At 48.2% G+C, this 24794-nt stretch carries 23 protein-coding genes, 1 other RNA gene and 2 other annotated features (1 of these 26 cut by a window edge); of the genes, 18 read left to right on the top strand and 6 right to left on the bottom strand.

Annotated features, from left to right (window positions below):
- The first annotated feature begins 16 nt into the window (after nt 1-16).
- The 4 genes from recJ to dtd all read left to right on the top strand — a co-directional run bounded on the left by recJ (nt 17) and on the right by dtd (nt 5713).
- Nucleotides 17-2377, top strand: a complete 2361-nt coding sequence (gene recJ, locus NYE38_RS13390; RefSeq protein WP_260654634.1) for a single-stranded-DNA-specific exonuclease RecJ — start codon at nt 17-19, stop codon at nt 2375-2377.
- Between the two features lie 5 nt (nt 2378-2382).
- Nucleotides 2383-2895: an adenine phosphoribosyltransferase gene (locus NYE38_RS13385; RefSeq protein WP_003152714.1), complete on the top strand. Its 513-nt coding sequence runs from the start codon at nt 2383-2385 to the stop codon at nt 2893-2895.
- 157 nt (nt 2896-3052) lie between these two features.
- Complete coding sequence (gene relA, locus NYE38_RS13380) at nt 3053-5257, top strand: GTP diphosphokinase (protein WP_003152716.1); 2205 nt, start codon at nt 3053-3055, stop codon at nt 5255-5257.
- 12 nt (nt 5258-5269) lie between these two features.
- Nucleotides 5270-5713: a D-aminoacyl-tRNA deacylase gene (gene dtd / locus NYE38_RS13375; protein WP_007408194.1), complete on the top strand. Its 444-nt coding sequence runs from the start codon at nt 5270-5272 to the stop codon at nt 5711-5713.
- Between the two features lie 26 nt (nt 5714-5739).
- Here the strand turns inward: dtd and NYE38_RS13370 are convergent, their stop codons facing one another.
- Nucleotides 5740-7302: an SH3 domain-containing protein gene (locus NYE38_RS13370; protein WP_340802255.1), complete on the bottom strand. Its 1563-nt coding sequence runs from the start codon at nt 7300-7302 to the stop codon at nt 5740-5742.
- A 130-nt stretch (nt 7303-7432) separates the two neighbouring features.
- Between NYE38_RS13370 and NYE38_RS13365 the strand changes: the two genes are divergently transcribed.
- The 5 genes from NYE38_RS13365 to NYE38_RS13345 all read left to right on the top strand — a co-directional run bounded on the left by NYE38_RS13365 (nt 7433) and on the right by NYE38_RS13345 (nt 12117).
- The gene (locus NYE38_RS13365; protein WP_094247699.1) at nt 7433-7603 is read left to right on the top strand and encodes a YrzK family protein; all 171 of its coding nucleotides are present in this window, start codon (nt 7433-7435) and stop codon (nt 7601-7603) included.
- A gap of 60 nt (nt 7604-7663) precedes the next feature.
- Nucleotides 7664-7896, top strand: a binding site (T-box leader).
- A 63-nt stretch (nt 7897-7959) separates the two neighbouring features.
- Nucleotides 7960-9234, top strand: coding sequence for a histidine--tRNA ligase (hisS, locus tag NYE38_RS13360; RefSeq protein ID WP_072177617.1), 1275 nt, complete (start codon nt 7960-7962; stop codon nt 9232-9234).
- Between the two features lie 14 nt (nt 9235-9248).
- A complete protein-coding gene (gene aspS, locus NYE38_RS13355; protein WP_017418228.1) occupies nt 9249-11027 on the top strand; it encodes an aspartate--tRNA ligase in 1779 nt (592 codons plus the stop codon).
- Between the two features lie 62 nt (nt 11028-11089).
- A non-coding RNA gene (gene ssrS / locus NYE38_RS13350) (6S RNA) lies at nt 11090-11281 on the top strand.
- 71 nt (nt 11282-11352) lie between these two features.
- Nucleotides 11353-12117, top strand: coding sequence for a tRNA threonylcarbamoyladenosine dehydratase (locus NYE38_RS13345; RefSeq protein WP_017418227.1), 765 nt, complete (start codon nt 11353-11355; stop codon nt 12115-12117).
- A gap of 114 nt (nt 12118-12231) precedes the next feature.
- Here NYE38_RS13345 and NYE38_RS13340 read toward each other — a convergent pair whose 3' ends face one another.
- Nucleotides 12232-13500 carry a replication-associated recombination protein A gene (locus NYE38_RS13340; protein WP_017418226.1) on the bottom strand — a complete coding sequence of 423 codons (1269 nt, stop codon included), beginning with the start codon at nt 13498-13500 and terminating at the stop codon, nt 12232-12234.
- A 194-nt stretch (nt 13501-13694) separates the two neighbouring features.
- Here NYE38_RS13340 and cymR point away from each other — a divergent pair, with 194 nt between their 5' ends.
- From cymR to NYE38_RS13300, 8 genes are all read left to right on the top strand, one after another.
- On the top strand, nt 13695-14111 hold the full coding sequence (gene cymR / locus NYE38_RS13335) for a cysteine metabolism transcriptional regulator CymR (RefSeq protein WP_017418225.1): 417 nt from the start codon (nt 13695-13697) through the stop codon (nt 14109-14111).
- An 18-nt stretch (nt 14112-14129) separates the two neighbouring features.
- Nucleotides 14130-15269 carry a cysteine desulfurase family protein gene (locus NYE38_RS13330; protein WP_071391560.1) on the top strand — a complete coding sequence of 380 codons (1140 nt, stop codon included), beginning with the start codon at nt 14130-14132 and terminating at the stop codon, nt 15267-15269.
- A gap of 35 nt (nt 15270-15304) precedes the next feature.
- Entirely contained in the window at nt 15305-16420 is a 1116-nt protein-coding gene (mnmA, locus tag NYE38_RS13325) for a tRNA 2-thiouridine(34) synthase MnmA (protein WP_012118077.1), read from the top strand.
- A 57-nt stretch (nt 16421-16477) separates the two neighbouring features.
- Nucleotides 16478-17128, top strand: a complete 651-nt coding sequence (locus NYE38_RS13320) for a tetratricopeptide repeat protein (RefSeq protein WP_263433344.1) — start codon at nt 16478-16480, stop codon at nt 17126-17128.
- Nucleotides 17129-17146: 18 nt separating this feature from the next.
- Nucleotides 17147-19525 (top strand): ATP-dependent RecD-like DNA helicase, encoded by a 2379-nt coding sequence (locus tag NYE38_RS13315; RefSeq protein WP_340802263.1) that lies wholly within the window; start codon nt 17147-17149, stop codon nt 19523-19525.
- A 118-nt stretch (nt 19526-19643) separates the two neighbouring features.
- Nucleotides 19644-20102: a PRC-barrel domain-containing protein gene (locus NYE38_RS13310; protein ID WP_025649674.1), complete on the top strand. Its 459-nt coding sequence runs from the start codon at nt 19644-19646 to the stop codon at nt 20100-20102.
- A gap of 12 nt (nt 20103-20114) precedes the next feature.
- Nucleotides 20115-20306 carry a hypothetical protein gene (locus NYE38_RS13305; protein WP_003152738.1) on the top strand — a complete coding sequence of 64 codons (192 nt, stop codon included), beginning with the start codon at nt 20115-20117 and terminating at the stop codon, nt 20304-20306.
- A gap of 21 nt (nt 20307-20327) precedes the next feature.
- Nucleotides 20328-20459, top strand: coding sequence for a YrzQ family protein (locus NYE38_RS13300; protein WP_003152741.1), 132 nt, complete (start codon nt 20328-20330; stop codon nt 20457-20459).
- Nucleotides 20460-20494: 35 nt separating this feature from the next.
- On the opposite strand, the gene NYE38_RS13295 is transcribed toward NYE38_RS13300, so the two are convergent.
- From NYE38_RS13295 to NYE38_RS13280, 4 genes are read right to left on the bottom strand one after another with little or no spacing between them, the layout of a single operon-like run.
- Entirely contained in the window at nt 20495-21151 is a 657-nt protein-coding gene (locus NYE38_RS13295; RefSeq protein ID WP_025649673.1) for an amino acid ABC transporter permease, read from the bottom strand.
- A gap of 18 nt (nt 21152-21169) precedes the next feature.
- Nucleotides 21170-21820, bottom strand: a complete 651-nt coding sequence (locus NYE38_RS13290; RefSeq protein WP_065180379.1) for an amino acid ABC transporter permease — start codon at nt 21818-21820, stop codon at nt 21170-21172.
- 56 nt (nt 21821-21876) lie between these two features.
- Nucleotides 21877-22704, bottom strand: a complete 828-nt coding sequence (locus NYE38_RS13285; RefSeq protein WP_065180378.1) for a transporter substrate-binding domain-containing protein — start codon at nt 22702-22704, stop codon at nt 21877-21879.
- A gap of 20 nt (nt 22705-22724) precedes the next feature.
- On the bottom strand, nt 22725-23453 hold the full coding sequence (locus NYE38_RS13280) for an amino acid ABC transporter ATP-binding protein (protein ID WP_007408209.1): 729 nt from the start codon (nt 23451-23453) through the stop codon (nt 22725-22727).
- Nucleotides 23454-23673: 220 nt separating this feature from the next.
- Here NYE38_RS13280 and NYE38_RS13275 point away from each other — a divergent pair, with 220 nt between their 5' ends.
- Nucleotides 23674-24735: an AI-2E family transporter gene (locus NYE38_RS13275; protein ID WP_063636752.1), complete on the top strand. Its 1062-nt coding sequence runs from the start codon at nt 23674-23676 to the stop codon at nt 24733-24735.
- 43 nt (nt 24736-24778) lie between these two features.
- Nucleotides 24779-24794: a binding site (T-box leader), on the top strand (it continues 192 nt past the right edge of the window).

The following is a 24794-nucleotide window of genomic DNA, read 5'->3' as shown; positions in this document are numbered from 1 at the left end:
GTTGAGGGGTGAATTTATGTTAGCGTCAAAAATGCGCTGGGAAATCCAGCAGCCGGATCAGGAAAAAGTCAAATCACTCACAGAACAATTGGACATAACACCTCTTGTGGCATCACTGCTTGTAAAAAGAGGTTTTGATACTGCCGAAAGCGCAAGGCTGTTTTTACATACAAAGGATGCAGACTTTTATGACCCGTATGAATTAAAGGGAATGCGGGAAGCAGTTGATCGGATAAAACTGGCGGTTTCTCAAGGGGAACCGATTATGATTTACGGAGATTACGATGCAGACGGCGTTACAAGCACGTCAGTGATGCTGACGGCACTCAGACAGCTGTCGGCGGACGTTGACTTTTATATTCCCGACCGTTTTACAGAAGGCTACGGCCCGAATGAACAAGCTTTCCGTTCCATAAAAGAGCGGGGATTTTCGCTGATCATTACAGTGGATACGGGAATCGCCGCCGTCCATGAAGCTGAAGTCGCAAAAGAGCTGGGCTTAGACGTCATTATTACCGACCACCATGAGCCGGGACCCGAGCTTCCTGACGTATTTGCGATCATCCACCCGAAGCAGCCGGGATGCGGCTATCCGTTTAAAGAATTGGCCGGCGTCGGTGTGGCGTTTAAGCTTGCCCACGCGCTTACGGGTTCTTTGCCGGAAGCTATGCTGGACTTGGCGGCAATCGGTACGGTTGCAGATCTGGTGCCTCTTCATGATGAAAACAGATTAATTGCGTCACTCGGAATTGAAAGGCTTCGGACGACAAATCGGCCGGGCCTCAAAGCTCTGATTAAGCTTTCCGGCGGAGATATCGGACAAGCTGATGAGGAAACGATCGGATTTCAGGTCGCACCGAGGCTCAATGCTGTCGGAAGAATAGAACAGGCCGATCCCGCCGTACACCTGCTGATGACCGAAGATCAGTTTGAAGCGGAGGAACTGGCTTCGGATATTGACCGGCTGAATAAAGAGCGGCAGAAAATGGTGAAAACCATGACCGAAGAGGCTGTTGAAATGGTTCAGCAGCAAGGCGGAAACCCGTCTGCCATTGTAGTGGCAAAAGCCGGCTGGAATCCGGGAGTCGTCGGTATTGTCGCATCGAAGCTGGCTGAACGTTTTTACCGGCCCGCTGTTGTGCTTGGGATAGATGAGGAGCAGGGCATCGCTAAAGGGTCGGCGCGAAGCATCAGAGGCTTCAACCTTTTTACGAGCCTTTCACAGTGCAGAGACATTCTTCCTCATTTCGGCGGGCATCCGATGGCGGCAGGAATGACGTTGAAGGCTGAAGATGTGGCGGAATTAAGGGACAGGCTGAATCAAATGGCTGAAGAAACCCTTACGGAAGAGGATTTTATTCCCGTTCAGGAGGTTGATCTTGTCTGCGGCGTTGAAGACATAACCGTTGAAAGCATTACAGAATTGAAGATGCTGTCGCCGTTCGGCATGCTTAACCCTAAACCGCATGTGATGGTGAAAAATGCCGTGCTTGATGATGTGCGCCTGATCGGAGCGAATAAAAATCACGTGAAAATGACGGTGAAAAGTGATTCCGCCGTCCTTGACTGCGTCGGCTTTAACAAAGGGGAGCTTGAAGCCGGAGTTGTCCCCGGATCAACGATTTCCATTGTCGGCGAGATGTCCATTAATGAATGGAACAACAGAAAGAAGCCCCAGCTGATGATTAAAGATGCTGCGGTGCCGGAATGGCAGCTTTTTGATATTCGAGGCAAGCGGACGTGGGAAGACACGGTCACCGCGCTGCCGAAGGAAAAACGGGTGCTCATCAGCTTTAACGAAAAAACCGCTCAGAAGCTCCGTGAAAAAGAGCTGTCGGGCGAGCTTGCCGAGATCACTTCGGAATCCGAGGCGGAAGTTCTCCAGCTTGACGGAAAATATGCCGTTTTTCTGGATGTGCCGCCGTCAGCGGATCGCCTGCAGCATTTGCTAGACGGAAAGAAGCCGGAACGGATTTATTTTGTTTTTATCAATCATGAAGAACATTTCCTGTCCTCATTTCCATCGCGGAATGATTTCAAGTGGTTTTACGCATTTCTCTTGAAAAGGGGCGCTTTTGACTTCGGCAAGCATGGTTCAGAGCTTGCAAGACACAGAGGATGGTCAATTGACACAATCAATTTTATGACAAAGGTGTTTTTTGATCTCGGTTTTGTTAAAATAGAAGATGGTGTGCTGTCTGTCGTGAACGGCGCGAAAAAACGCGACCTGGCAGATTCGCAAACCTATCAGGTAAAACAGCAGCTGATGGAATTAGACCAGAAGCTCAATTATTCCGCAGCCCATGAGCTGAAGGAATGGCTGAATAAGCTGATGAACCAAGGTTCAGAGGCTTATGAAAGTACGAGGAGGACATAGAACAGATGGATCTTAAAAAATACGTAACAATTGTGCCCGATTACCCGAAAGAAGGCGTACAATTTAAAGATATTACGACATTGATGGACAAAGGCGACGTATACCGTTACGCCACTGACCAGATTGTTGAATATGCAAAAGAAAAAGAAATTGATTTAGTTGTCGGGCCTGAAGCGCGCGGCTTTATTATCGGCTGTCCGGTTGCATACGCGCTCGGAGTCGGCTTTGCGCCGGTTCGGAAAGAAGGAAAACTTCCGCGTGAGGTCATTAAAGTCGATTACGGTTTGGAGTACGGAAAAGACGTACTGACAATTCATAAAGATGCGATTCTGCCGGGACAGCGCGTGCTGATTACTGATGATTTGCTGGCAACAGGGGGCACGATCGAAGCAACGATTAAGCTTGTCGAAGAACTGGGCGGCGTCGTAGCCGGTATTGCGTTCTTAATCGAGCTTTCTTACCTTGACGGCAGAGACAAGCTTGACGATTACGATATTTTAACATTAATGAAATATTAACCGCATATGGAAAAAAGCACTCGTGTCAGGGTGCTTTTTTCCTATTATTTCATCATCCTGACAGATTCTTTAGGTGTTTTGAACTTCTGCCCTTTACATCTCTCGTTTTTTTCTTGATAATAAACTAATACAGTTTACATTTAAAAAAGGTGATTCCATGGCGAACGAACAAGTATTGACTGCCGAGCAAGTAATAGATAAAGCGCGCACTTATCTGCCGGAGGAGCAGATTGCGTTTGTTGAGAAAGCTTACCTGTATGCGCAAAACGCGCATCGCGAACAGTACCGCAAATCAGGTGAGCCGTACATCATTCATCCGATTCAGGTGGCGGGGATTCTCGTCGATCTGGAAATGGACCCTTCCACAATTGCGGGCGGATTTCTGCATGACGTGGTAGAGGACACGGATGTCACCCTCGACGACCTGAAGGAAGCATTTTCTGAAGAAGTGGCGATGCTTGTCGACGGCGTGACGAAGCTCGGTAAAATTAAGTATAAATCTCAAGAGGAGCAGCAGGCGGAAAACCATCGAAAAATGTTTGTCGCTATGGCTCAGGATATCAGAGTCATATTGATCAAGCTGGCGGATCGCCTTCACAATATGCGGACGTTAAAGCATCTTCCGCAGGAAAAGCAGCGGAGAATTTCAAATGAGACGCTGGAGATTTTCGCTCCGCTGGCCCATCGGCTCGGGATTTCTAAAATCAAATGGGAGCTTGAAGACACCGCTCTCCGTTATTTGAATCCTCAGCAGTATTACAGAATCGTCAACCTCATGAAGAAAAAGCGCGCGGAACGCGAACTTTATGTCGAAGAGGTTGTCAATGAAGTGAAAAAACGGGTCGAAGAAGTGAATATCAAAGCGGACTTTTCAGGACGCCCGAAGCACATCTACAGCATTTACCGCAAGATGGCGCTGCAAAATAAACAGTTCAATGAAATATATGATCTGCTCGCCGTCCGTATTCTTGTCGGAAGCATTAAAGACTGCTACGCCGTACTCGGCATTATTCATACGTGCTGGAAGCCGATGCCGGGCAGATTCAAAGATTATATTGCGATGCCTAAGCCGAATATGTATCAGTCTCTGCATACGACCGTAATCGGGCCTAAAGGCGATCCACTGGAAGTGCAGATCAGAACGTTTGAGATGCATGAGATCGCTGAATACGGGGTGGCCGCACACTGGGCATATAAAGAAGGCAAGGCTGCAAACGAAGAAGCGACATTTGAGAAAAAACTGTCCTGGTTCCGTGAAATTCTGGAATTCCAAAACGAGTCTACCGATGCGGAAGAATTTATGGAATCGCTGAAAATCGATCTGTTTTCTGACATGGTATACGTATTTACGCCAAAAGGCGATGTCATTGAACTGCCGTCAGGCTCTGTGCCGATTGATTTTTCCTACAGGATACACTCGGAGATCGGCAACAAAACAATCGGGGCGAAAGTGAACGGAAAAATGGTGACGCTTGACCATAAGCTCCGGACGGGCGACATCGTCGAGATTCTGACGTCCAAGCATTCATACGGCCCGAGCCAAGACTGGGTCAAACTGGCGCAGACGTCCCAGGCGAAACACAAAATCCGCCAATTCTTTAAGAAACAGCGCCGTGAAGAAAACGTCGAAAAAGGCCGTGAGCTTGTCGAGAAAGAAATTAAAAATCTTGATTTTGAAGTGAAAGATGTTTTAACGCTTGAAAATCTTCAAAAAGTTGCCGACAAGTTCAATTTCTCAAATGAAGAGGATATGTACGCGGCGGTCGGGTATAACGGCATTACCGCTCTTCAGGTGGCCAACAGGCTCACCGAAAAAGAACGGAAGCTGCGTGACCAGGAAGAGCAGGAAAAAATCGTTCAGGAAGTCACTTCCGAGCCGAAACATTATCCGCAAGGGAGAAAACGGGAAGCGGGTGTGCGCGTAAAAGGCATTGACAACCTTCTCGTCCGCTTGTCGAAATGCTGCAACCCGGTGCCGGGCGACCATATTGTCGGTTTTATTACAAAAGGGCGCGGTGTATCCGTTCACCGGGATGACTGTCCGAACGTCAAAACGAATGAAGCGCAGGAACGTCTGATCCCCGTTGAATGGGAGCATGAATCACAGGTTCAAAGGCGCAAAGAATATAACGTTGAGATTGAGATTTTGGGGTATGACCGTCTCGGGCTTTTAAATGAGGTGCTCCAAGCCGTAAATGAAACGAAAACCAACATCTCCTCTGTCTCCGGCAAATCCGACCGCAATAAAGTCGCTACGATTCATATGGCGATTTTTATTCAAAACATCAATCATCTGCACAAAGTGGTCGAGCGGATTAAACAGATCAGAGACATCTATTCAGTCCGCCGGGTAATGAACTAAAAGGAGCTTGCTATGAAATTAGTTGTTCAGCGTGTAACAGAAGCGAGTGTGACGGTTGACGGCGCTGTCGCAGGCCGGATCGGACCCGGTATTATGGCGCTTGTCGGCATCACTCATGAAGATACAGAAGAAGATGCCGCTTACTTGGCGGATAAAATCGTGAATCTTCGGATTTTTGATGATGAAAGCGGCAAGATGAATTTATCGCTTTTGGATACGGGCGGGGAGATTTTATCCGTTTCCCAGTTTACGCTTTACGGCGAAACGAAGAAAGGGAGACGCCCGAATTTTATGAATGCGGCTAAACCGGATCAGGCTGTGCTCCTTTATGAAAAGTGGAACGAACTCCTTCGGGAAAAAGGAGTCAAAGTGGAAACCGGAATATTCGGAGCCATGATGGATGTTCAGCTGACGAATTCCGGGCCGATTACATTGATTATGGATTCTAAACAATAAAAAAGCTGCCGTTCGGCAGCTTTTTTTTATGATTGAAAATAATGTTCCAATCCGCTTTCAATTCCGTCTGTCACTTTTTCCTGGTAAGAGCCGCTATGTATGATTGTTTCTTCTTGCGGTTGACTGAGATAGCCGAGCTCATACAGCATGGCAGGCCGTTTATTTTCCCTCAGGACGTAATAATCGCCAAACAGAACGCCGCGATCCGGGATAGGGGAACGCTTCACTACTTCAGAATGGACGTCTGAGGCAAGCTGGCGGTCCTTAGACGGACTGTAATAATAAGCCGTGCTTCCCCGCGTTGACGTATCGGCATAGCTGTCATAGTGAATGCTGATAAAGGCATCCGCATTCCGGTAATGAGAGGTTGAAACCCTGGCCTGCAGGCTGATAAAAGTATCATCCTGTCTGGTGATATACACGTTTGCACCGGATGCCCGCAATTTTTGGGCCAGCAGCTTAGCGGTTTTAATCGTTACGTTTTTTTCAAACTTTCCGGAGTAGCCGATCGTTCCGCTGTCTTTTCCTCCGTGTCCGGGATCAACGACGATCGTTTTGTTTTTAAGTGAGCCGCTGCCGCCTGACGTGTTGGGAGAAGGTGCTTCGCCTGTTTCCTCACCGCGTTTTGACGTTTGTACGACCCAGTTTGCCACATATGCGGTTTGTCCGTTTTCAAGCCGGACTTCATACCATTTGCCGCTTGAGCCGACAATCGGGTAGGCTGCGCCTTTATCTGCTCTTTTTACGATAGAAGCGGAAGTCGAGGCCGAGCTCCTTAAGTTGGTGCCGCCGTAAACAATATACGCTTTTTTCGAGGAGCGTGAGCCCGCAGAACCGTCTCCCGAGCCGGATGCGCTGCCCGATGAGTCAGAATCCTTTATGATGTAGTGGCTTGCTGCCCAGCCTTTTTGACCGTTTGCTTCAATTTTCAGCCAGCCGTGGTCTTCACTTAAGATGGAAACCTTTGTTCCGCGTGATAATTTAGTCATAATCGCTGAATCATGTGACGCTGCACTTCTGACATTCAATGAAGAAACGCCGACAGTCCCGCTTTTTGACCCGCTTCGGGCCGAAGTTGCTTTCGTATCCGATCCGCCGCTGTCCGCGGTGACGTATTCGGAAGAAACCCACCCGGTTGTGCCTTGATAAGAAATGTTCACCCATCCGCTGTTCTTGTCCAGCACGGATGCATGCGCGCCTTGCGGAAGTTTGCCGATGACTTCATACGATGTCCCCGGGCCTTTTCTGATGCGGAGGTCAGGATCGGTGGAAGTGACCGTTCCGCTTGTTGCGGATGAATTGTCTGCTCCCCCGGCTGTTTTTGATATCAGCCAGGAAACGACCCATCCGGTTTTACCGGGGCTCAGCTGAAGCTGTACCCAGTCTCCCTCTTCTTTAGTGATCGGGTATCTTTCCCCTTTTTTCACTTCAGCCTTAATTCCGTAGCTCAGGCCGGGACCGCCTCTGACATTGATCTTGTCTGTCGCGATGACCGCTTCTCCCTCTGCGGCGATTGCGGTGTGAAATGACGGAAGAAGCTCTGTGATGATGACGCCGCATAAAATAAGAGCAAGAGTTCTCTTCTTCATGGCTGTCCTCCTTTCTGAACTAACTAAAATACATTCTTGTATAATATCGTATTTTCCTTGCTGAATGTTAAATAAAAATAAAATGGTTTGTTTATACTAGTCATAAATACAGCGAAAAGGTGTGCAAATCATGAAATATCAACCAAAAATGGGACGCGCGCTGCACGATGCGGAAGGAAATCTGCACTTCAGTGATCAGAGCGATAGAGAAAAGGCGGGTTTTCTAGAAGAGACGTCGACGGAGTTCGGTCTCTTATCGAAAGAAGCGGTCGCAAGGAAAAACAGACGGAATAAAACTTGACAGGGGAGTGCAATCCCATTATTATAATAGAAATTGATGTACATAAGTCATGATAACGATTTTGAACCGATAATGGAGAAGAGTAGGTCAGAATGCATGGAGAAGAGAGGAACCGTCCCGGGCTGAAAGCGGATCCGCACTGCATCTTTCTCGAAACAACACTCCGGAGGTTCCCTGCTGAACGCTTTTGCAAGTCATTAGGCAGCGGACGTGAACCTGCGTTAAAGGTCAGAGCGGGGATGCTTCGGCATTCCAACTAGGGTGGCACCACGGGTATAACTCTCGTCCCTACTATACATGTATAGTAGGAGCGGGAGTTTTTTTATTTGAAGAAAGACATTAAGGAGGCCTGTAACATGGCATATCACATTCCAAGAGGCACACAGGACATACTGCCGGGTGAATCAGACAGATGGCAGTTCGTCGAACAAATTATGAGGGAGACGTGCCGCACTTATCAATATAAAGAAATCCGCACACCGATTTTCGAGCATACGGAATTGTTCGCAAGAGGCGTCGGTGAGTCTACAGATATCGTGCAGAAAGAAATGTACACGTTTGAAGACCGTAAAGGGAGAAGCCTGACGCTTCGGCCGGAAGGAACAGCCGCCGCAGTCCGCGCGTTCAATGAAAATAAATTATTTGCGAACCCGGTGCAGCCGACGAAGCTTTATTATGTCGGACCGATGTTCCGTTACGAACGTCCGCAGACGGGGCGTTTCCGCCAATTCTATCAATTCGGAATTGAAGCGATCGGCTCCAAAGATCCGGCCGTGGATGCAGAAGTCATTGCACTTGCGATGAGTATTTACCGTAAAGCCGGTTTGAAACATGTCAAGCTTGTGCTGAACAGCCTTGGTGACCAGGAGAGCCGCAAATCCTACCGGGAAGCGCTCGTCAAACATTTTGAACCGCGCATCGGAGAATTTTGCTCAGACTGCCAGTCGCGTCTGCACACGAACCCGCTCAGAATTCTTGACTGCAAGAAAGACAGAGAGCATGAACTGATGAAAACGGCTCCGTCCATTCTTGATTACTTAAATGAAGAATCAGCCGCTTATTTTGAGAAAGTAAAACAATACTTAAACGATCTCGGCATCCCGTTCGAAATAGATCCGAACCTTGTCAGAGGGCTTGATTATTATAACCATACCGCTTTTGAAATTATGAGCAATGCCGAAGGATTCGGAGCGATTACAACCCTTGCCGGCGGGGGCCGCTATGACGGGCTTGTTGAACAGATCGGCGGACCTGAAGCGCCGGGTATCGGATTTGCGATGAGCATCGAACGTCTGCTGGCAGCCATTGACGCTGAGAAAACAGAGCTTCCTGTCAATCAGGGGATTGACTGCTACATCGTGACGCTCGGAGAAAAAGCGAAGGATTATTCCGTTTCCCTCGTGTACAAACTGAGAGAAGCGGGCATCTCAAGTGAAATCGATTATGAAAATAAAAAGATGAAGGGCCAATTCAAAACGGCTGACCGCCTCGGCGCACGTTTTATTGCGATTTTAGGAGAAGATGAGCTTGCCCAAAATAAAATCAATGTAAAAGATGCGGAAGCAGGAGAGCAGCGTGAAGTGGTGTTAGACGAGCTGATACAAGTGTTAAAGGCAGATCAAAAGCAGTGAAGGAGAGGAACGCTATGTTTGGAAGGACATATTATTGTGGCGAGATAACTGAAAAAGCGATTGGCGAAACCGTCAAACTGAAAGGGTGGGTGCAGAAACGGCGCGATCTCGGCGGCTTGATTTTCATTGATTTGCGCGACCGCTCGGGTATTGTGCAAGTCGTGTTCAACCCTGACGTATCCAAGGAAGCCCTTGCCGCAGCGGAAGCAATCAGAAACGAATATGTGCTTGATATCGAAGGCACGGTTTCTGCCCGTGAAGAAGGCACGGTGAATCCCAACCTGAAAACCGGTAAAATTGAAATCAAAGCTGAAGCGGTGACGGTGCTCAGCACGGCGAAAACGCCTCCGTTTCCGATCAGTGACCAGGCGGCTGACGTTTCTGAAGACGTCCGGTTAAAACACCGTTATTTGGATTTGCGCCGCCCGGCGATGTTTCAAACATTGCAAATGCGCCATCAAGTCACAAAATCCATCCGCCATTTCTTGGATGAAAACGGATTTCTTGATATTGAAACACCGATTTTAACAAAAAGCTCTCCCGAAGGCGCCCGTGATTACTTAGTGCCGAGCCGGGTGCATGAAGGAGAATTTTACGCCCTTCCGCAATCGCCGCAGATTTTTAAACAGCTTCTGATGGTGTCGGGCTTTGAACGGTATTATCAAGTGGCCCGCTGCTTCCGCGATGAAGACTTGCGTGCCGACCGCCAGCCGGAATTTACGCAGATTGATATCGAAATGTCCTTTATGAGTCAAGAGGACATCATGGCTCTGGCGGAAGAGATGATGGCGAAAGTCATGCTCGAAACAAAAGGTGTTGAAGTACCGCTTCCGCTTCCGCGAATGACATATGAAGAAGCGATGAACAGCTACGGTTCTGACAAGCCCGACACCCGCTTCGGCATGCTGCTGACGGACGTGTCAGGCATAGTGAAAGATACAGAATTTAAGGTGTTCTCATCAGCCGTGGCAAACGGCGGCGTTGTAAAAGCGATCAATGTCAAAGGCGCTGCCGGCGACTATTCCAGAAAAGATATCGATGCGCTCGGCGTATTTGCCGGAAATTACGGCGCGAAAGGCCTCGCTTGGGTGAAAGTTGAAGCTGACGGCGTAAAAGGCCCGATTGCGAAATTCTTTGATGAAGAGAAGCAGGCAAAACTGGCTGAAGCGCTTGATGCTTCTGAAGGCGATCTGCTCCTGTTCGGCGCTGATAAGTTTGAGGTTGTGGCTCAATCCCTCGGCGCGCTTCGCTTAAAGCTCGGCAAAGAACGCGGCCTGATTGACGAAAGCCTCTTCAACTTCCTGTGGGTTGTGGACTGGCCGTTACTGGAGCATGACGAGGAAGAAGGCCGTTTCTATGCGGCTCACCACCCGTTTACAATGCCTGTCCGTGAAGATCTTGACCTGATTGAAACGGCGCCTGAAGATATGAAAGCGCAGGCTTACGACCTTGTCTTAAACGGCTATGAACTCGGCGGAGGCTCAATCCGTATTTTTGAAAAAGACGTTCAGGAAAAAATGTTCGGGCTTCTCGGCTTTACAAAAGAAGAAGCGGAGGAGGAGTTCGGATACCTTCTTGAAGCCTTTGAATACGGCGCCCCTCCGCACGGCGGAATCGCGCTCGGCTTAGACCGTTTGGTTATGCTTCTTGCAGGCCGCACAAACTTAAGAGATACGATCGCTTTCCCGAAAACGGCAAGCGCAAGCTGCCTTCTTACGGAAGCGCCCGGCGAAGTGAGCGACGCCCAGCTTGAAGAACTTCACCTTTCTGTCAAAAGAAAAGTGAAACAGTAAAGATCAGCAGTTTGTTTCTTGAAAATCAAAATCTGCTGTGATATGATTTTGACAAGTTAAATAAAGTCCTGATGTGTTAGTTGTACACCTAGTTTTGACCGAACATTTTTTTGATTTGGGAGCCCGTATTTTTAAATGGCGTACATGCCTCTTTTCATTCGTTAAGAGGACTTACAAGATTTAAAAAAGGGCACCCACCTGCTGAGAGCGGGTTCAAAACGAAGGAAAGCTGCAACGGCACAATTGGGACTTTATTTTTTGTGCGCTAAAACCAGCGGCTTTTTGACAAGCCGAGTTTATAAAACCAGAATGTGGAGTGAGGTTCTTGTTACATCAGTTTTCCAGAAATGAGCTAGCGATTGGAAAAGAAGGGCTGGACACGTTAAAAAACAGCACGGTGGCCGTTCTCGGCGTCGGCGGAGTCGGTTCATTCGCAGCCGAAGCATTGGCGAGGTCCGGAGTGGGGCGGATCGTGCTTGTCGATAAAGATGATGTTGACATTACAAACGTAAATCGCCAGCTGCATGCGCTCTTGTCGACGGTGGGACAGCCGAAAACAGACTTGATGAAAGAGCGGATCGCGGATATTAATCCGGATTGTGACGTCGTCGCCTTAAAAATGTTTTATACGGAAGAGACGTATGAGCAGTTCTTTGAGCATCCGCTCGATTACGTCATTGACGCGTCGGATACGATTCATTATAAAATTCATCTGATGAAAGAATGTCTGAAACGGAATGTTCCGCTGATTTCAAGCATGGGAGCGGCGAATAAAACAGACCCGACACGCTTTCAGATTGCTGATATTTCAAAAACCCATACCGATCCGATTGCCAAAGTCGTCCGCACAAGGCTTCGCAAAGAGGGCATTAAAAAAGGCGTACAGGTCATTTTTTCTGATGAAAGCCCGATCGTCATCCGTGAAGACGTCAGAAAAGAAGTCGGGAATGATGAAGCGAAAATCCGCAAAGCGCAAATGCCGCCGTCTTCCAACGCCTGGGTTCCGTCAGTGGCCGGTCTGATTATGGGCGGACATGTTGTCATGGAGCTCTTAAAGGAGATCGACATTAAACGGGTTAAAGATAAATAAAAAGAAAAACAGCCTTCTTCAGGAAAGGCTGTTTTTTATTTGAATCCGCCGTTTACACGAAAGATTTTGGCCGGTATCAAAAAAGACAAGAACACATAGGGTGTCCTTGTCCGGTTATTTTTTCTGCTTCATCAGTTTTTCATACACTTGCTTTATGGCGGCTTCAAATTTCCCCGTTTGTTTCGGTTTATAGTATTGCTTGTTTTTTAACGGATCAGGCAAATATTGCTGTTCGACCCATCCGTTCTCGAAATCGTGAGGATATTGATAGCCGATCCCGCGTCCGAGCTCTTGGGCCCCTTTATAGTGGGCGTCTTTTAAATGTTTCGGCACATCGCCGATTTTACCCGTCCTGATGTCTTTGAGCGCCTCATCAACGGCTGAGATGGCGGAGTTTGATTTTGGCGAGAGGCATAATTCGATTACCGCATTGGCCAGCGGAATTCTCGCTTCCGGAAAGCCGATCCGTTCTGCGGTCTGAATCGCGCTCAGCACCCGGGGGCCTGCCTGCGGGCTTGCGAGGCCGATATCTTCATAGGCGATCACGAGAAGCCTTCTTGATATGCTTTCAAGGTCTCCGGCTTCGATCAGACGGGCCAGATAATGAAGGGCGGCGTTTGCGTCCGAGCCTCGGATCGATTTCTGGAAGGCGGATAAAACGTCATAATGCGCATCGCCGTTTTTATCATGAGTATAGCTTTTTTTCTGCAGACATTCTTCCGCCGTTTCCCGTGTAATCCGGATCGTGCCGTCGCTTGATTCCCTTGTGGAGAGCACGGCAAGCTCCAGTGCGTTCAAAGCGGAGCGGACGTCTCCTCCGCACCCTTGTGCGAAATGATCCATCGCGTCGTCGTCCACCGAAACGCTGTAGGAACCGAGTCCCCGGTGTTCATCTGTGAGCGCTCTTTTCAATGCCTGCTTGATCAGATCGGGTGTTAACGGTTCGAGCTCAAATATCTGGGTCCGGCTTCTGATGGCCGGGTTAATGGCATGATAAGGGTTGGCGGTCGTCGCGCCGATTAAAATAATCATGCCGTTTTCTAAATAGGGCAGCAGAAAATCCTGCTTTCCCTTATCAAGCCTGTGCACTTCGTCAAGGATTAAAATGACCTGGCCTGACATTTTCGCTTCCTGTACGACAATCTCCATGTCTTTTTTATTATGAATGACGGCATTTAATTTCCTGAATGCGATGCTTGTCGATCCTGCGATCGCTGTGGCGATGGACGTTTTTCCGATGCCCGGCGGTCCGTACAGGATCATGGATGATAAGTGCTTTGCACGCACCATTCTGCCGATGATTTTATCTTCTTTGACCAAATGTTCCTGGCCGATAATGTCTTCGATATTGGCAGGCCGCATCCGATACGCCAATGGTTTCATGAACATCTCTCCTTACATATACAGGGTAACGGAAAACGGACGATTAGAAAAGCGAATTGCGGCGGGCCCCGTGTTTCAATGAAAATTAGGATAAGTTATGTTATAATAACAGTTGGTCTATAAGATACTAAACAGATTATTCATATCCATTTACTTGTATAAATTAACAATTAGAATTGACTGGGGTGTTCATATTGAAAATATCGACAAAGGGAAGATACGGGCTCACCATTATGATTGAATTGGCGAAAAAGCACGGAGACGGTCCGACGTCGCTCAAAAGCATTGCCCAAACAAACAGCCTTTCTGAGCATTACTTGGAACAGCTTGTATCACCGCTCAGAAACGCGGGACTCGTAAAAAGCATCAGAGGCGCTTACGGGGGTTACGTGCTCGGGGGCCGGCCTGAAGAGATAACGGCCGGAGACATTATCAGAGTGCTGGAAGGGCCGATCAGCCCGGTAGAAGTGCTTGAGGATGAAGAGCCTGCCAAGCGGGAGTTATGGATCCGCATCCGCGACGCTGTAAAAGACGTGCTGGACAGCACGACGTTAGAAGACCTTGCGAGCTACACGGACGGCGAGCAGGAAGCTTATATGTTCTATATTTAAACCAGAGGTGTACAGACAATGGAACGGATTTATTTAGATCATGCCGCGACTTCCCCGATGGATGAGCGTGTGCTCGAAGAAATGAAGCCCCATTTCTTCGGCAGTTTCGGCAACCCGTCAAGCATTCATTCATTCGGGAGAGAATCCCGGAAATGGGTCGATGAAGCGAGAGCGGACATCGCGCGCGAAATCAGTGCGAAAGAACAGGAAATTATTTTCACAAGCGGCGGCACGGAGGCTGATAATTTAGCGATTTTCGGAACGGCTGCCGCCCGGAAGAATGAAGGAAAGCATATCATTACGACCGCTGTTGAGCATCATGCTGTATTGCACGCCTGCGAAAAGCTGGAAGAAGACGGCTTTGAGGTGACATACCTCATCCCCGGCCCTTCAGGACGGATCAGTGCAAATCAGGTGAAAGAAGCGCTCCGTGATGATACAATCCTTGTTACCGTCATGTATGGCAATAACGAAGTCGGAACCATTCAGCCGATTGACGAAATCGGAGAGCTGTTAAGCGGGCATCAGGCCTATTTTCACACAGATGCCGTCCAGGCATTCGGTTATATGCCGATTGATGTGAAAAAAAGCAGAATTGACATGCTGTCTGTTTCCGGTCACAAGCTTAACGGGCCTAAAGGGACAGGCTTTTTATATGTAAATCAAGAGGTGAAGCTGTCACCGATTCTTCTTGGGGGAGAGCAGGAACGAAAGCGCCGCGCGGGGACGGAAAATGTACCGGGCATCGCCGGCTTAAAAGAAGCGGTCGTCCTTTCAAACCGTGAGAGGGAAGAGAAAACAGCGAAGTATAAGGAGTTTAAGAACATCATCATGAGCACGCTGGAAGAAGCCGGCGTCACAGCGGAGGTGAACGGAGATGCCGAGAAATGCCTGCCTCATATTTTAAACCTTTACTTTCCCGGTGTGCCGGTGGAAGCGCTGCTGGTCAATCTTGACATGGAAGGCATTGCCGTCTCCAGCGGATCTGCTTGTACAGCGGGATCCGTTCTTCCGTCCCATGTGCTTACGGCCATGTTCGGAAGTGAGAGCGGCAGGCTGACTTCGTCAATCCGCCTCAGCTTCGGCCTCGGCAATACGGCGGAACAAATCGAAACAGCCGCCGAAAAGCTTGCCGCCGTCGTTAAACGGCTTGCTTAAAACGGCGGACTTAGTTTTTAATGGAGTGAATGCAAATGGAAAAACGGCCGGAGGATACAAGAGTCGTAGTCGGCATGTCCGGCGGCGTGGACTCTTCCGTGGCGGCCCTTCTGCTGAAGGAGCAGGGCTACGATGTAATCGGAATCTTTATGAAAAACTGGGATGATACGGACGAAAACGGTTTTTGCACGGCAACGGAAGATTATGAAGACGTCATCCGGGTCTGCAACCAGATCGGAATTCCGTATTATGCCGTCAATTTTGAGAAGCAATATTGGGAAAAGGTATTTCAATATTTCCTTGATGAATATAAAGCCGGAAGAACCCCCAATCCGGATGTCATGTGCAATAAAGAAATTAAGTTTAAGGCTTTCTTGGATCATGCTCTGTCACTCGGCGCGGATTATCTTGCGACGGGCCATTACGCCCGCGTGGACAGAAGCGCAGGTACAGTGCGCATGCTCCGCGGTCTGGATGAAAACAAGGACCAGACTTATTTTCTGAATCAGCTCAATCAGGAACAGCTCAGCAAAGTCATGTTCCCGATCGGTGATCTGCAAAAAAGCCGCGTGCGGGAAATCGCCAAAGAAGCGGAACTTGCGACAGCTGCGAAAAAAGACAGCACGGGAATCTGCTTTATCGGCGAACGCAACTTCAAAACGTTTCTCAGCCAATATCTCCCCGCTCAGCCGGGCGATATGATGACAATGGACGGAGAAGTAAAAGGGCGTCATGACGGTCTGATGTATTATACAATCGGACAGCGCCACGGTCTTGGAATCGGCGGAAGCGGCGAGCCGTGGTTCGCCGTCGGTAAAGATCTTGAAAAAAACATTCTGTATGTTGATCAAGGATTCCATAATCCGCTTCTGTATTCCGATAAGATCACGGCGACAAATGTCAGCTGGACGCGTCCCGGTCTGATGGACGGCGGCGAAATGACATGCACGGCGAAATTCCGCTACCGTCAGGAAGATCACAAAGTAACGGTGAAAATGACGGGTGATGATGAAGCGGAAGTCATTTTTGACGGGCAGGTACGCGCCGTTACGCCGGGACAAGCCGTCGTTTTTTATGACGGAGAAGAGTGCCTCGGCGGCGGAACGATAGATGACGTTTATAAAGACGGAACAAAACTGTGGTACGTATAACACATGTAAAAAACCTCAACTCGCATGTTGGGGTTTTTTAGCGAAAGGAAGTTAAAAATGGATTATAATAAAATCGGGATTGACGCCATGCAGGAGGGCGATTTTGAAAAAGCGGCAGAGGCTTTTACGAAAGCGATTGAGGAAAACGGCCAAGATCCGGTGCCGTATATCAACTTCGCAAATCTGCTTTCTTCTGTGAACGAACTCGAACGGGCGCTTGCATTCTATAACAGAGCGCTCGAATTGGACAATTCGGCGGCAGCCGCTTATTACGGTGCGGGAAACGTATATGTGATGAAAGAATTGTTTTCCGAAGCGAAGGATATGTTTGAAAAAGCGCTTCGCTCCGGAATGGAAAACGGAGATTTGTTTTATATGCTGGGGACCGTTCTCGTTAAATTAGAGCGGCCGAAGCTTGCACTGCCGTATTTGCAGCGTGCCGTTGAATTAAACGAAAATGACACGGAAGCACGCTTCCAGTTCGGAATGTGCCTCGCAAATGAAGAAATGCTGGATGAAGCTCTGGCGCAGTTTGAGACGGTGATCGAGCAGGACCCAAGCCACGCGGACGCATTTTATAATGCCGGAGTCGCTTACGCGTACAAAGAAAATCGTGAAAAGGCGCTTGAGATGCTGGAAGGCGCAATCGGCATACAGCCTGATCATATGCTTGCGCTTCATGCGAAACAGCTTATCACCCAGTCATAACAAAAGGAGGGAAGGCTCGTGGACCAGCTGAACATCGAAGAACAGCCGTATGTAAAAGGCGTCATTCATACGGTCATTTATCATAATGACACCAACCTGTATACAGTGCTGAAAGTCAAAGTTGCAGAAACGTCTGAGGCGATCGAAGACAAGGTCGTATCCGTAACGGGCTACTTCCCTCTGCTGCAAGAAGATGAGACCTACACATTTTACGGAAAAACCGCCACGCATCCTAAGTTCGGCCTGCAATTTCAGGCTGAACACTTTAAAAAAGAAATTCCGACCACAAAAGAAGGGATCATTCACTATTTATCAAGTGATCTGTTTGAAGGAATCGGAAAAAAAACGGCGGAAGAAATCGTCAAAAAGCTCGGTGACGGCGCGCTCAATAAAATTCTGACGGATGCGTCGGTGCTTTACGATGTGCCGAAAATGTCGAAAAAGAAAGCGGATAAGCTTGCCGGAGAGCTGCAGCGGCATCAGGGGCTTGAGCAGATTATGATCTCTCTGAACCAATACGGTTTCGGGCCCCAGCTATCCATGAAAATATATCAGGCCTACGAAACGGAAACCTTGGAGAAAATTCAGGAAAATCCTTATCAGCTTGTAAAAGACGTTGAAGGCATCGGCTTTGTGAAAGCTGACGAGCTGGGCGGAAAAATGGGTCTGTCAGGAAACCACCCGGAGCGGATCAAAGCGGCAATCTTATATACGATTGAATCGACCTGTCTTTCAGAGGGCCATACGTACATAGAGACAAAGCAGCTGATTATCAATACGCAAACGCTTCTGAATCAGTCAGCTGAAGGCGGCTGCGTCACGGAAATGGATGCGGCTGACGGCATCATCGCCCTCGGGGAGAGTAAGGATATCGTCATCGAAGGAGAGCGCTGCTATTTTCCGTCCTTGTTTTATGCGGAACAAAACGTCGCAAAACGCGTGCTCGACATTGCGGCCCAGACGGAGTATGCCGATCAGTTTCCTGAATCGGAATTTCTGCTTGCACTCGGTGAACTGGAAGAACGGATGAATGTTCAATACGCACCAAGCCAAAAGGATGCCATTCAAAAAGCGCTGTCCTCGCCGATGCTTTTACTGACCGGGGGACCGGGAACGGGGAAAACGACCGTTATTAAAGGAATCGTGGAATTATACAGTGAACTGCACGGAGTATCGCTTGACCCTGGTGATTATAAAAAAGATGAAGCATTTCCGGTGCTGCTTGCCGCGCCGACCGGAAGAGCCGCAAAACGGATGAGCGAATCTACGGGTCTGCCGGCTGTTACGATTCACAGGCTGCTTGGCTGGAATGGCGCTGAAGGCTTTACCTATAATGAAGATCAGCCGATTGAAGGGAAACTGATCATTATAGACGAAGCGAGTATGCTCGATATTTGGCTCGCCAGCCATTTGTTTAAGGCGCTTCCTAAGCACATTCAGCTCATTATAGTCGGTGATGAAGACCAGCTTCCTTCAGTAGGACCGGGGCAGGTGCTCAGAGACCTTTTGGCTTCTGAGGTGCTGCCGACCGTGCGCCTGACAGATATTTACCGTCAGGCTGAAGGATCATCCATTGTGGAACTTGCCCATGATATGAAAAAAGGACTGCTTCCAAAGGGGCTGACCGCGCCGACAAAGGACCGCTCATTTATCCGCTGTAATTCTTCACAGATTAAAGAAGTCGTGGACCAGGTCGTCTCGAACGCGTTAAAAAAGGGGTATACCTCCAGAGATATTCAAGTGCTTGCCCCGATGTACAGAGGAAAAGCGGGAATTAACGAGCTGAACATGCTTCTTCAGGACATCATGAATCCGCCTAAAGAAAACAGGCGGGAGCTGAAATTCGGAGATGTCGTCTACAGGACGGGCGATAAAATATTACAGCTTGTCAACCAGCCGGAAAACAATGTGTTTAACGGCGATATCGGCGAAATCGTGTCCATTTTTTATGCCAAAGAAAATACGGAAAAAGAAGACATGGTCGTCGTCTCGTTTGACGGCAACGAAATCACCTTTACGAAAAAGGATTTCAGCCAGTTTACCCACGCTTACTGCTGTTCCATTCATAAGTCGCAGGGAAGCGAATTCCCGATTGTCGTCCTTCCTGTCGTCAAAGGCTACTATCGAATGCTCAGGAGAAATCTGCTTTATACCGCCATAACAAGGGCGAAAAAATTTCTGATTCTTTGCGGAGAAGAAGAAGCGCTTGAATGGGGCGTCAAAAACAATGATGCCACCGTCAGACAGACGTCGCTTAAAAACAGGCTCACAGAGCAGACTGAAGAGATGGATGCAGAACTGGCCGCCCTGCAAAAAGAGCTGCCGTTCAGTGTATATGATGCGAACATCGGAATGGAAGGCATCACGCCTTTTGACTTTATGGAAGAAAAAGCGTAAATAAAACCCGGAGCATAAACATGCGCCGGGTTTTCGCCTGTGGAAGTCATTTCAAAGTATGCTGCCCGGCTTCTTGGCAAAACCTATACGTGTTCAACAAAAGGTGGTTGATCACACTTTGAGAACATGCCATGCAGCTGAAGGACGAACAGTATATGACGAAAACACCGGGCGCAGTCTCGGGATGATATCGGATGTATGTTTCTCTCTGGACGGCCGGTTTCTCGGTTTCGTGCTAGAGCAGAAACGCCTGTTTCACAACCGCCATCTTTTTTTAGAGGCAAGTGATATAAAAGAGATGGAACAAGAAGCCGTAGCTGCCGGTCATGCTCATTTGCAGCCTTTGCCGAAGAGCTGTTTCACCTTTGAACAGATTAAAATGCAGCCGGTGAAATCGCCTGATGGTGAAATGTTCGGTTTGCTGGAAGATGTATACTTTTGTTTGGACAGGGGCATAATCGTAGCATATGAACTCTCGGACGGCTTCTTTTCAGATCTGGCTGGCAGACGCCAAGTGCGCCGCGCCGCCGATACGCTTATTGAAGCGGGGAAAGAAGGCATCGTCCTGAACGGATAAGAGGTGTAGTCTGTGCTTGTATGTCCGAACTGCAAAAGCAAAGATATCGGCAAAATCGGCGTAAACCAATACTATTGCTGGGGCTGCTTCATTGAGCTGACGGTGGCCAAAGGCAAAATTGCGACACATCAAGTAGAGGAAGACGGCACGTTAAGCAGTCTTGATGATTTGTTTTCTGAAGACGAACGCAGTATCAATTTTTAAAGTTGAAAGGAGATACGCGCGATGGGCAGAACAATGACCTCTCTGTTGGCTTTAGGAGCTGGAGCCGTTATGTATCGTATGGCTTCTCAGTCCGATATGCTGAATAAAAAAGGTATGAAACGGATGAGAAGACGAGTCATGAAAATGTTTTAAGCAGAAAAAAGGATACTTCTCCGGAAGTATCCTTTTTACGTTTGTCTCGCTTCCAGCCGTCTGGCTGCAAGAGACAGGCTGTAATTGACCGCGAAATACATCAGGGCCGCCAGCAGAAAGATCGGGAAAAAATACCCCCCGTCAGCGCTTTGTCCGTTTAAAATCTGCGCGTTATGAATCAGTTCGGGCAGAGCGATGACGACCGCAAGTGACGTATCCTTTAATAAAGAAATAAACTGGCTCACAATCGGAGGAACCATACGCCTGAGCGCCTGCGGCATGACGACGAGAAAAAGAGTCTGCGTGTACGTCAGTCCTGAAGAACGCGCCGCTTCAATCTGTCCTTTGTCAACGGATTGCAAACCGCTTCTGATGATTTCTGACAGCATGGCCGATTCAAAAATCGTCAGCGCCGTGATGGCGGCCGCGGTAATTTCCAGTTTGATCCCGATTTCCGGAAGGGCAAAAAACGTAAAGAAAATGATTAATAACAGCGGCAGGTTGCGGATGGTTTCCACAATGGCCGCTATAATGCCCGAGACGATAGGAATGTTCGCATAGCGCAAAGTGCCGGCGGCAAGCCCGAAAATAAAACTCAGGACAATGGAGATCAGCGCAACATAAAGTGTGACCAAAAAGCCGTCCCATAAAAACAGCAGATGGTCAGGTGTATAGGCGCCGCTAAAATCCATGTTTTTCACTCTCCTTCTCTAATAACTCTTTCCGAGACGTCTTTCCAAATAGTGAACCCCGATGCTGAGCGGGATCGTTAATATCAAATAAAAAAGCGCGACGAAAATATAGACATCAAACACGACAAGAGTGCTCGAGGACACGAGATCCGCCTGATACATCAAATCGAGTCCCGCCACCACTCCGAGTATTGATGAGTTTTTGACAAGGTTGAGAAATTGGTTTCCGAGCGGGGGAATCACGATTTTTACGGCCTGAGGAAGAATGACGTATCTCATCGCCTGACTGCAGGTGAAGCCTGACGATCTGGCCGCTTCCATCTGCCCTTTGGAGACAGTCAGAATTCCGGCTCTGATAGCTTCTGCGATAAAGGCCGACGTGTATATCGTAAGCGCAATCGTTCCCGCCTGAAAGCCGTCCAGTCTCAGCCCGGCGTTCGGAAGTCCGAAATAAAAAACGAATGTGATGAGGAGAAGCGGGATGTTGCGGATAAATTCCACATACGCAGTGCCGATCCATTGAAGGGGTTTGAAAGCCGTGATTCTCATGACTGCGATCAGAACGCCCAGCGCAAAGCTGCCTGCCAGCGCGATGAAGCTCGCAAGCAATGTGTGCAGGAAACCGTCCATATACATATCGAAGTTTTCCGTTAAAATTGAAAAGTTCATCTATGTCACTCCTTATAAAACGGGGATGAGCATGCCTGCTCATCCCGCGGTCCTTTCTATTTTGCCGGTTCTTCTTTAATCCATTTTTTATAGATTTTTTCGTACCTGCCGTCGGCTTTCATTTTTTTCAAAGAGGCGTTGATTTCCTTGATAAGTCCGGATTGGCCTTTTTTGACGGCGATTCCGTAAGGTTCATCAGTGAAGGTTTCGCCTGTCAGCTGATATTGTTTATTTTCATCTGCCATGCCGTATAAAATCGCATTATCGGTTGTGAGCGCATCTCCCTGTCCCGCTTTAAGCGCGGTGAACGCTTCGGCGTAATTTTCAAATTCCAGCACTGAGGCGTCAGGCGCTTTTTCTCTGATGTTTTGTGAGGAAGTAGAGCCTTTTACCGCCAATACTTTTGAGCCTTTTCCCAGGTCTTCGATGCTTTTGATGCTGCTTCCTTTTTTGACGAGCAGGGATTGCCCGGCTTCAAAATAAACATCTGAGAAATCAACTTCTTTTTTTCGCTCAGCCGTTATCGTCATCGTGGCGGTGATGGCGTCGATATCGCCGTTTTGCAGCATCGGAATTCTCGTTTTTGACGTTACTTCTTTAAATTCCGCTTTCTTCTCATCCCCCAGAATATCTTTTGCGAGCTGTTTTGAGATATCAATATCGAAGCCTTCAATATCACCGGAGCTTGGGTTTTTCAGTCCGAATAACCTCGTGTCGGTTTTGACGCCGAAGATGATTTTGTCTCTGTCTTTAATAGAGGCTAACGTGTCTTTTCCCGTTCCCTTTGAATCCCCGGACGTATCTTTCCCTCCGCAGGCTGCCAGCATAAAGACGGCCAGCAGTGATATCAATCCGAATGACAACCATTTTGTTACGCGTGACATAAGCGCTCCTCCGTTTCTTTTCAGTGATTTAAAATACGGCTTAAGAATAAACGCGCCCTCTCTTCACGGGGGCTTTCGTAAAATTCAGCCGGTGCAGCTTCTTCTAAGATGGCTCCGCCGTCGATAAACACGATGCGGTCCGCCACTTCTTTTGCGAATCCCATTTCATGTGTGACGACTGCCATGGTCATGCCTTCCTTTGCGAGTGTTTTCATGACATCCAGCACTTCCCCGATCATTTCCGGATCAAGCGCGGATGTGGGTTCATCAAACAGCATAATTTCGGGCTTCATCGCAAGCCCCCTGGCGATGGCGACACGCTGCTGCTGGCCGCCCGAAAGCTGTGAAGGATAAGCGTCCGCTTTTTCCGGTATACCGACTTTTTTCAAATAGTATAAGGCCGTTTCTTTTGCTTCTTCTTTTGATTGCTTAAGCACTTTGATCGGTGCGAGCATAATGTTTTGCAGAACGGTTTTGTGCGGGTACAGATGAAAATGCTGGAACACCATGCCGATATTGCGGCGGACTTTATTTATATCCGTTTTCTTGTCATGGATGGAGACGCCGTTTACCGTTAAGGCGCCTCCATCAACTGTTTCCAGCTGATTAATGCAGCGGAGAAGCGTGCTTTTTCCCGATCCTGAAGGTCCGATGATAACGACGACTTCCCCTTTTTTAATGTGCAGATTAATGTTTTTCAGCACGTGGAAATGTCCGTAGTGCTTATTTACATCCTGAAATGAAATCATGGCCATCCTCCTTAAAAAAACATGAGTCATATTGACTGGACAGTTTCTGAAATCCTTTAACACATTACGATGGTTATACAGATTTTTATGAATATTATTTAGATTATTTCGTAATTTCTGATAATTATTTCCGTCAAGAGGTCTGCGTCATAAGGCGGAGTTTATGAAACGGGAATAATTCCGGCTTTCTGTCAAAAGATAAAGCAAGAGGTGAAACGTCATGCTTCAAAAACCGCTGCAGCTCTTAATGTGGACGGCTGTATGTCTGCTCGTTTTGTTAACAGTGTATGTCTTTTGCATGCTCGATATGTTATGGTCTCCCATTTGGCTTGTTATAAAATCTCTCTTTATTCCTATATTCATCGCAGTATTTATTGCTTATCTTTTACTTCCGATTACTGAATGGCTTCATAGAAAAGGGATGCCTAGAACTTTAAGCCTGCTTCTGATTTATTGCCTGTTTTTCGGCGGAATCGGCTGGGGGGTTTATAAAGGGGTTCCTGTTTTAATTGAACAGCTGCAGGATCTGTCTGAGAGCATTCCCGGTCTGGCCGAAAACTACAACAGCATGCTGAGGCATCTGCATAATCACACGGATCATTGGCCTGACGGCATGCACCATCGGATGGACAAAATGATTCAGCAGACAGAAACGTTTCTTGCCGGCACGATTGAAAGCACGATCAGAAGCATCCGTTTCGTGCTTGATTATATCCTGATCGCGGCGACGATTCCTTTTCTCGTGTTCTATATGGTGAAGGATATAGACGTTATGAAAAAGACGGTCTGGTATTTGACGCCGAAATCCTGGAGAAAAAGGGGGAGTGAATTTCTGCGGGATGTGGACGACTCTCTCGGTGATTACATCCGCGGTCAGCTTCTCGTTTGTTTTTTGCTCGGGTTAATAGCCGGCGTTTCATTTTGGCTGTTCGGGCTTCCTTACCCGCTGATTTTGGGCCTTGCCATCGGGATTACGAATGTCATCCCGTATTTCGGTCCGTTTATCGGCGCTGTACCGTCGCTGCTCCTTTCGCTGGCGATTTCTGCTAAAGCTGTGATCATCGTAATCGTCACGATTTTTATTCTGCAATTTATAGAAGGAAACATTTTGAGCCCGCTTATTGTCGGGCGCAGTCTCAGAATGCACCCCGTCGTGATCATGCTGGCGCTCCTTGCCGGAGGAGAGCTCGCGGGCATTCCCGGCATGATTCTCGCTGTTCCGGCGGCAGCCGTTTTAAAAGTGACGGCCATTCACTTTTTGCGGATCAGGACGGAACATTGACATTCGGGTTCTGCTTGTCTATAATTTCGAGTAGAATACATACGAATCTCGAGTGACGG

This window comes from Bacillus sp. EU63 (assembly GCF_038592915.1).
Classification (GTDB): domain Bacteria; phylum Bacillota; class Bacilli; order Bacillales; family Bacillaceae; genus Bacillus; species Bacillus velezensis.
Note: the sequence above shows the minus strand (reverse complement) of the source record. Positions and strands in the feature narration are given on the sequence as shown.

What these genes read in the sequence shown, in the direction of transcription:
- NYE38_RS13285 (WP_065180378.1), bottom strand. Translation starts at nt 22,704, where the DNA reads ATGTCACGCGTAACAAAATGGTTGTCATTCGGATTGATATCACTGCTG.
- NYE38_RS13370 (WP_340802255.1), bottom strand. Translation starts at nt 7,302, where the DNA reads ATGAAGAAGAGAACTCTTGCTCTTATTTTATGCGGCGTCATCATCACA.
- hisS (WP_072177617.1), top strand. Translation starts at nt 7,960, where the DNA reads ATGGCATATCACATTCCAAGAGGCACACAGGACATACTGCCGGGTGAA.
- NYE38_RS13340 (WP_017418226.1), bottom strand. Translation starts at nt 13,500, where the DNA reads ATGAAACCATTGGCGTATCGGATGCGGCCTGCCAATATCGAAGACATT.
- NYE38_RS13365 (WP_094247699.1), top strand. Translation starts at nt 7,433, where the DNA reads ATGAAATATCAACCAAAAATGGGACGCGCGCTGCACGATGCGGAAGGA.
- NYE38_RS13385 (WP_003152714.1), top strand. Translation starts at nt 2,383, where the DNA reads ATGGATCTTAAAAAATACGTAACAATTGTGCCCGATTACCCGAAAGAA.
- NYE38_RS13320 (WP_263433344.1), top strand. Translation starts at nt 16,478, where the DNA reads ATGGATTATAATAAAATCGGGATTGACGCCATGCAGGAGGGCGATTTT.
- aspS (WP_017418228.1), top strand. Translation starts at nt 9,249, where the DNA reads ATGTTTGGAAGGACATATTATTGTGGCGAGATAACTGAAAAAGCGATT.
- dtd (WP_007408194.1), top strand. Translation starts at nt 5,270, where the DNA reads ATGAAATTAGTTGTTCAGCGTGTAACAGAAGCGAGTGTGACGGTTGAC.
- NYE38_RS13330 (WP_071391560.1), top strand. Translation starts at nt 14,130, where the DNA reads ATGGAACGGATTTATTTAGATCATGCCGCGACTTCCCCGATGGATGAG.
- relA (WP_003152716.1), top strand. Translation starts at nt 3,053, where the DNA reads ATGGCGAACGAACAAGTATTGACTGCCGAGCAAGTAATAGATAAAGCG.
- recJ (WP_260654634.1), top strand. Translation starts at nt 17, where the DNA reads ATGTTAGCGTCAAAAATGCGCTGGGAAATCCAGCAGCCGGATCAGGAA.
- NYE38_RS13290 (WP_065180379.1), bottom strand. Translation starts at nt 21,820, where the DNA reads ATGAACTTTTCAATTTTAACGGAAAACTTCGATATGTATATGGACGGT.
- NYE38_RS13295 (WP_025649673.1), bottom strand. Translation starts at nt 21,151, where the DNA reads ATGGATTTTAGCGGCGCCTATACACCTGACCATCTGCTGTTTTTATGG.
- mnmA (WP_012118077.1), top strand. Translation starts at nt 15,305, where the DNA reads ATGGAAAAACGGCCGGAGGATACAAGAGTCGTAGTCGGCATGTCCGGC.
- NYE38_RS13275 (WP_063636752.1), top strand. Translation starts at nt 23,674, where the DNA reads ATGCTTCAAAAACCGCTGCAGCTCTTAATGTGGACGGCTGTATGTCTG.
- NYE38_RS13280 (WP_007408209.1), bottom strand. Translation starts at nt 23,453, where the DNA reads ATGATTTCATTTCAGGATGTAAATAAGCACTACGGACATTTCCACGTG.
- NYE38_RS13300 (WP_003152741.1), top strand. Translation starts at nt 20,328, where the DNA reads ATGGGCAGAACAATGACCTCTCTGTTGGCTTTAGGAGCTGGAGCCGTT.